The sequence below is a fragment of the Micromonospora tarensis genome (genome assembly GCF_016803395.1).
GTDB lineage: Bacteria > Actinomycetota > Actinomycetes > Mycobacteriales > Micromonosporaceae > Micromonospora > Micromonospora tarensis.
The window spans coordinates 1-5,986 of record NZ_JAEVHL010000319.1 but is presented as its reverse complement, the minus strand read 5'-3'; the positions used below and the strand labels follow the sequence as shown (position 1 = coordinate 5,986).

The following is a 5,986-nucleotide window of genomic DNA, read 5'->3' as shown; positions in this document are numbered from 1 at the left end:
GCCGCTGAGCCGCCGCCGGGCCAGACCGGCCCCGTCGGTCCACCACCCGGCTGGGATCCGGCCGCCCAGCCGGCACCCGGCTGGGTGTTCCCGCCCACCGGGGGTTATCCGCCCGGGGCGGGTCCGTACGGCGGGCAGCCGTGGTATCCGGGGCCGCCGGGCGGCTGGTACCCGCCGGGCTACGGGTTCGACCCGGCCGACGCCCTGGTCACGCCGCCCGGAGCCGGCCTCGGTGGCTGGTTCGGCAGGTGCGGGGGAGCACTGCGTCGGGGCTGGCGGCAGTTGGTGCCGATCATGCTGCTCACGCAGGTGTTGCCGGCGGCGGTGCTCTCGGTGATCAGCCTCGGCGTGGACCCGTCCGCCAACTGGGCCGCCGAGGCCGAGGCGAACCCGACCGCAGTGCTGCCGGACAATTTCCTCGCCGAGGTCGTCAGCCTCCTGGCCGTGCTGGTCGGCGGCAGTCTGTTGGTCGGGTTGGTGCAGTCCGTGGGGTGGGCCGCCGGCAGTTGGGTGATCACCCGGCAGGCGGCCGGTCAGCCAGCCAGCCTGGAGTCGGCGCTGCGCTACGGCCTGCGTCGGGCGCTCGGGCTGTGGGGCTGGACGCTGCTGGTCAGCCTGCTCGTCGGCGTTGGCCTCTGCTTCTGCGTACTGCCGGGCATCTACCTGCTGTTCGCGCTGAGCATGGCCGGCCCGGCCTATCTCTTCGAACGCCGCAACCCGATCGGCCGATCGTTCCGGATGTTCCATGACCGGCTCGGCCTGCTGCTCGGTCGGGTGGCAGTGGTGGCCCTGGCGGTGATCATCGGCAGCCTGATCCCCGGTGTCCTGGAAGGGGTGGGCACCTCCGCGTTCGGTACCGACCCGTTCGCCTCCCCCGGCACCGCGGTCGGGGCGGTGGTGGTGATCGGCATCACCGCCGTTCTGGCCCTGCCGGCCCATCTCGCCCAGTTGATCGGTCTGCTACTGACGTACGCCGAGCAACGCGCCCACGAGGCGCCGGTGAACAGCGCCGGACTGGCTGCGGAACTCGGCTGAGCGGCAGCATCGTGCTTGCACTCGGCAAGGGAGAGTGCTAAACAAGTCATTGGCACTCGCATACCGCGAGTGCCAATGGTCGGGACGGTGGGGCCAGGTTGCACCGGCGTGGAGACGCCGGGGCGGCACATGGCCGGTCGTCGCGGGCTATCCGGCCCGGCCGAAGGACGTCGTCGTCGCCAGGTGGCGACGTCCCAAGGTGCGTACACCAGGCGGCCCATCCGGGGAACACATCCCGGGTGGCCCGTGAGTGTCCAGGAGGACAACGCCGTATGGCCAAGATGATCGCGTTCGACGAAGAGGCGCGCCGCGGCCTCGAGCGGGGCATGAACCAGCTCGCCGACGCCGTGAAGGTGACCCTCGGCCCCAAGGGCCGCAACGTCGTGCTCGAGAAGAAGTGGGGTGCCCCCACCATCACCAACGATGGTGTGAGCATCGCCAAGGAGATCGAGCTCGAGGACCCGTACGAGAAGATCGGCGCTGAGCTGGTCAAGGAGGTCGCCAAGAAGACCGACGACGTTGCCGGTGACGGCACGACGACGGCGACCGTCCTGGCCCAGGCCCTGGTTCGCGAGGGCCTGCGCAACGTGGCCGCCGGCGCCAACCCGATGGCCCTGAAGCGGGGCATCGAGACCGCTGTCGCGAGCGTCTCGGAGGAGCTGTCCAAGCTCGCCAAGGACGTCGAGACCAAGGAGCAGATCGCCTCCACCGCCTCCATCTCCGCTGGTGACAGCACCGTCGGCGAGATCATCGCCGAGGCGATGGACAAGGTCGGCAAGGAAGGCGTCATCACCGTCGAGGAGAGCAACACCTTCGGGCTGGAGCTGGAGCTCACCGAGGGTATGCGCTTCGACAAGGGCTACATCTCGGCCTACTTCATGACCGACCCGGAGCGTATGGAGGCCGTCTTCGACGACCCGTACATCCTGATCGCCAACAGCAAGATCTCGTCGGTGAAGGACCTGCTCCCGATCCTGGAGAAGGTCATGCAGTCGGGCAAGCCGCTGCTGATCATCGCCGAGGACCTGGAGGGCGAGGCCCTGGCCACCCTGGTGGTCAACAAGGTCCGTGGCACCTTCAAGTCGGTCGCCGTCAAGGCGCCGGGCTTCGGTGACCGCCGCAAGGCCATGCTGACCGACATCGCCATCCTCGCCGGTGGCCAGGTCATCAGCGAGGAGGTCGGCCTCAAGCTCGACGCCGCCAGCCTCGACATGCTGGGCCGCGCCCGCAAGGTCGTGGTGACCAAGGACGAGACCACCATCGTCGACGGTGCCGGTGACGCCGAGCAGATCCAGGGCCGGGTCAACCAGATCCGGGCCGAGATCGACAAGAGCGACTCCGACTACGACCGGGAGAAGCTGCAGGAGCGGCTGGCCAAGCTGGCCGGCGGCGTTGCGGTCATCAAGGTCGGCGCGGCCACCGAGGTCGAGCTCAAGGAGCGCAAGCACCGCATCGAGGACGCCGTTCGCAACGCGAAGGCCGCCGTCGAGGAGGGCATCGTCCCGGGTGGTGGCGTCGCGCTGGTGCAGGCCGGCAAGACCGCCTTCGACAAGCTCGACCTGGTCGGCGACGAGGCGACCGGTGCGAACATCGTCAAGGTCGCGCTGGACGCCCCGCTGCGGCAGATCGCCGTCAACGCCGGCCTCGAGGGCGGCGTCGTGGTGGAGAAGGTCCGTAACCTCGAAGCGGGTCACGGCCTCAACGCCGCCAACGGCGAGTACGTCGACCTGCTGGCCGCGGGCATCATCGACCCGGCCAAGGTGACCCGCTCGGCGCTGCAGAACGCCGCCTCCATCGCGGCGCTCTTCCTCACCACCGAGGCTGTTGTCGCGGACAAGCCGGAGAAGACCCCGGCTGCCCCGGCTGGCCCGGGTGGCGGGGACATGGACTTCTGAGTCCAGTTCCGACACACCGAACGGGGCGGGCCGCTGACGCGGTCCGCCCCGTTCGTCGTCAGGTCGGCAGTGGGCGCTGGTTGCGCCGTTTCTGTGCCCGGTCGTACGGCGGGAGCAGCTGGATCGGGGCGTCCACCATCTCCTGCGGCTCCTCGGTCACCGGCGACTGGCCGTCGGTGGTCATCTCGGCCAGTTGTTCGGCGTCGCCGTAGTCGAGCCGGTCGAACGGCAGTTGGCCGGGGAGTTCACCGACCGGTTTCCAGGTGATCGGCGGGCCGTCCTCGGTCTGGTTGTCATCCGTGGTCATGGCTGCCTCCTCTACCGAAACGGTAGGGGGCGTCAATGACCGGTGCGGGCGAATGGCGCTATCTGAGCCTACGTCCCGTTCGCCCCCTATTCGCCGCGCACCGGCCGCCGGAACAGGAAGAAGACCCGCTCGATCCGAGCGCCCGCACTGCCGGAATAGAACGGCACCGGCCCGACCCAGCCGATCTGTGCCTGGTCCAGCCCCGCCGTCCGCTGGTCCCGCAGACAACGCCGCAACAGCACCCCGCCGATGCCCGACCCCTCGGCGGCCGGCGCGGTGCCCATCGGCCCGAACCAGCTCGGCCGGGACGACCCGTACGCGGCGAAGCCGAGCACCTCGCCGCCCCGCTCGGCCAGGTGGCAACCGGCCCCGTCCCGCCCCACCGACCCGGCCAGCTCGCCGTCCCAGGTGCCGCCGAAGGTGGACCGGGCGAACGCGGTGAGCGCCGGCAGGTCCGCCGGCTCCGCCCGGCGTACGGTGACGCCCTGGTCGGCCAGCCGCCGCTCGGCCGCCTCGGTGGACCGCAGTGCCGGCGACCCGTCGTAGGACAGGTCGGCGGTCATGTTCCAGGCGGTCCGGTCCTGCTGATAGCCGAGCGCCAGCGCGGCGCAGACCGCCGGTGTGTAGCGGACGTCGATGCCCGGCCACGCGTAGTAGGGCGGGTTGCCGGCCAGCAGCACCTCGGTTGCCCCGCGCTCGGCGAGCACCCGCTCGGCGCGCTGGAGCAGCGCCCGGCCGACGCCCCGACGGCGCTGATCCGGGGCGACCGCGACCAGGTCCACGTGCCCGATCCCCGGCTCGGTCGACGACACCGAGCAGAGCAACACCCCGACCAGCACCCCACCCCGGTACGCGCCGAGCCCGACCACCGCCCGGTCGGCGGCGGCCCGGGACCAGAGCACGTCCACGATCGCCGCCGCCTCGGCGGCGTCCTCGGGCAGGTCGAGGGCCTGTTCGCAGAGCCGTACCACGGTGGGGGACAGGTCGGCGGTCAGCTCGGTGACGGTGATCTCGGCGTCCATGGTCGCGACCCTAGATCACCTTGTTCCGGCCCGCCCGTCACCCCCGGGCGGCGCGTACCGCGGCGTACGCGTCGACCTGGCCGGCACCGGTGACGTTGGACGGCGTGCCACAGGCGTCGGACGGGTTGCCGGAACGGTAGGTGGGCGTCGCCGGGGTGGCGGTGTCCCGCAGGATCTGCCGGGTCCGGGTCAGGTCACCGATCAGCGTCGGGTTCGCCGACCACATCAGCGCGACCACGCCGGCCACCTGCGGCGTCGCCATCGACGTGCCGTCCAGCGCGGCGTACGTGCCGCCCGGCATGGCCGACACCACGCCCACACCCGGTGCCAGCACGTCCGGCTTACCCGGACCGCCCGGCACCGGCCCCCGGGAGGAGAACTGGGCCACCCGACGCTGCGCGTCCACCGCGCCCACGGTCAGCACGTCCGGGTACGGCGCGGGCGGATCGTCGATGGACGCGCACCACGGGCCGGTGTTGCCGGCCGCGACAACCACGAAGATCCCGGCGGCGTCCAGCGCCGCGGTTGCCGGCCGCAGTACGCCCCTGTCGCAACCCTCGATCGCCGGGCAGCCCCACGAGTTGGTCAGCACCTGCGGGGCGCGCTCCGGACGACCGTCGGTGAACGGGTCGCCGCCGGTCGGAAAGGGCGCCAACATGAACTGGAGACAGTCCAGGTAGTGCCCCGGGCTACCAAGGTTGCGGTCCAGGTTGACGCAGCCCACCCACTGCGCGTCCGGGGCCACCCCGATGCCGTCCCGGCCGACCGCGCTGCCCACCGTGTGGGTGCCGTGCCCGCCCTGGTCGGTCGGGCTCCGGGTGCCGTCCCACGGGTCGTACCAGGAGTCGTTCCCGGCACGGAACCCGGCGCGCAGGGCGGGATGGGTGCCGTCCACGCCCGAGTCGGAGCTGCCGACGACGATGCCCGCCCCGGTCACGCCGAGCTGGGACCAGACCCGATCGGCGCCGATCTGCCGGATGTTCCACTCCGGGCCGGTCGGTCGGGGCGCGCTGCCCCGGTTCTGCCGGGCCGGGGCCGGCAGGGGCCGGAGGCGTTGGCTGACCAGCACCCGGGCCACCTCCGGTCGGCGCGCGAGCCAGGCCCGCACCGCCGGGCCGCCGTCCACCTCGACCGCGTTCACCAGGTAGTACGACACCGGGTCCAGGCGCAGCCGGTTCAGCCCGCGGAGCAGGCCGGCCTGGCTCTGCTCGGCCGTGGTCACCAGCCGTCGGTAGACCTCCGCCGCGCGGGCGTCCCGGCCGGCCCCACCCGTCGTGCCGGTCGGTAGACCGGTCAGGTCGGCCTGCGCGCGCAGCACCACGAACAGCCGCTCGCCGTGCAGGCCCGGCTGACCGGGGCCGAGGTCGACCACGCCGAACGCCACCAGCAGGACCACCGCGGTCAGCGCGGCCACCACACCGCTCGGGGTGCGGGCTGTCGGCCGGACGAGCAGCACCGCGTACCCGATGGCAACCAGGACGGCCACGACGAGCCCGATGACGGCGGCGGTCGCCACCCAGAACGGCACGTCCCGGGTGCCGACCAGCAGCAGGCTGATCTCCTCCGGGTCGGTGAAGGCCAGTGGGCCGAGTGCGACCAGGCCCACGAGCCAGCCGGTCGCCGTTCGCCCGGCGCGGCTGGCCTCGGCCGGGTCGGCGGTGGGTCGCCAGGTGGCGGCCCACAGGGCGGCCGCCGCGAAACCGGCCGGCGGGAGGGTCAGCAGCGCG

The 5,986-nt window shown here is 72.2% G+C and carries 5 protein-coding genes; 2 read left to right on the top strand and 3 right to left on the bottom strand.

The annotated features are described in order from the left end of the window. The coding region (locus tag JM949_RS32645; protein ID WP_203151920.1) for a hypothetical protein at positions 1 to 1,035 on the top strand (1,035 nt) is incomplete at its 5' end. Positions 1,036 to 1,307: 272 nt separating this feature from the next. Continuing rightward, positions 1,308 to 2,930, top strand: a complete 1,623-nt coding sequence (groL, locus tag JM949_RS32640) for a chaperonin GroEL (RefSeq protein WP_203151919.1) — start codon at positions 1,308 to 1,310, stop codon at positions 2,928 to 2,930. Positions 2,931 to 2,988: 58 nt separating this feature from the next. Here groL and JM949_RS32635 read toward each other — a convergent pair whose 3' ends face one another. The 3 genes from JM949_RS32635 to JM949_RS32625 all read right to left on the bottom strand — a co-directional run. Next, on the bottom strand, positions 2,989 to 3,237 hold the full coding sequence (locus JM949_RS32635) for a hypothetical protein (protein WP_238434306.1): 249 nt from the start codon (positions 3,235 to 3,237) through the stop codon (positions 2,989 to 2,991). A gap of 86 nt (positions 3,238 to 3,323) precedes the next feature. Next, positions 3,324 to 4,259, bottom strand: a complete 936-nt coding sequence (locus tag JM949_RS32630) for a GNAT family N-acetyltransferase (protein WP_203151918.1) — start codon at positions 4,257 to 4,259, stop codon at positions 3,324 to 3,326. A gap of 37 nt (positions 4,260 to 4,296) precedes the next feature. Beyond that, a partial coding sequence (locus JM949_RS32625; protein WP_203151917.1) for a S8 family serine peptidase occupies positions 4,297 to 5,986 on the bottom strand: 1,690 nt, incomplete at its 5' end.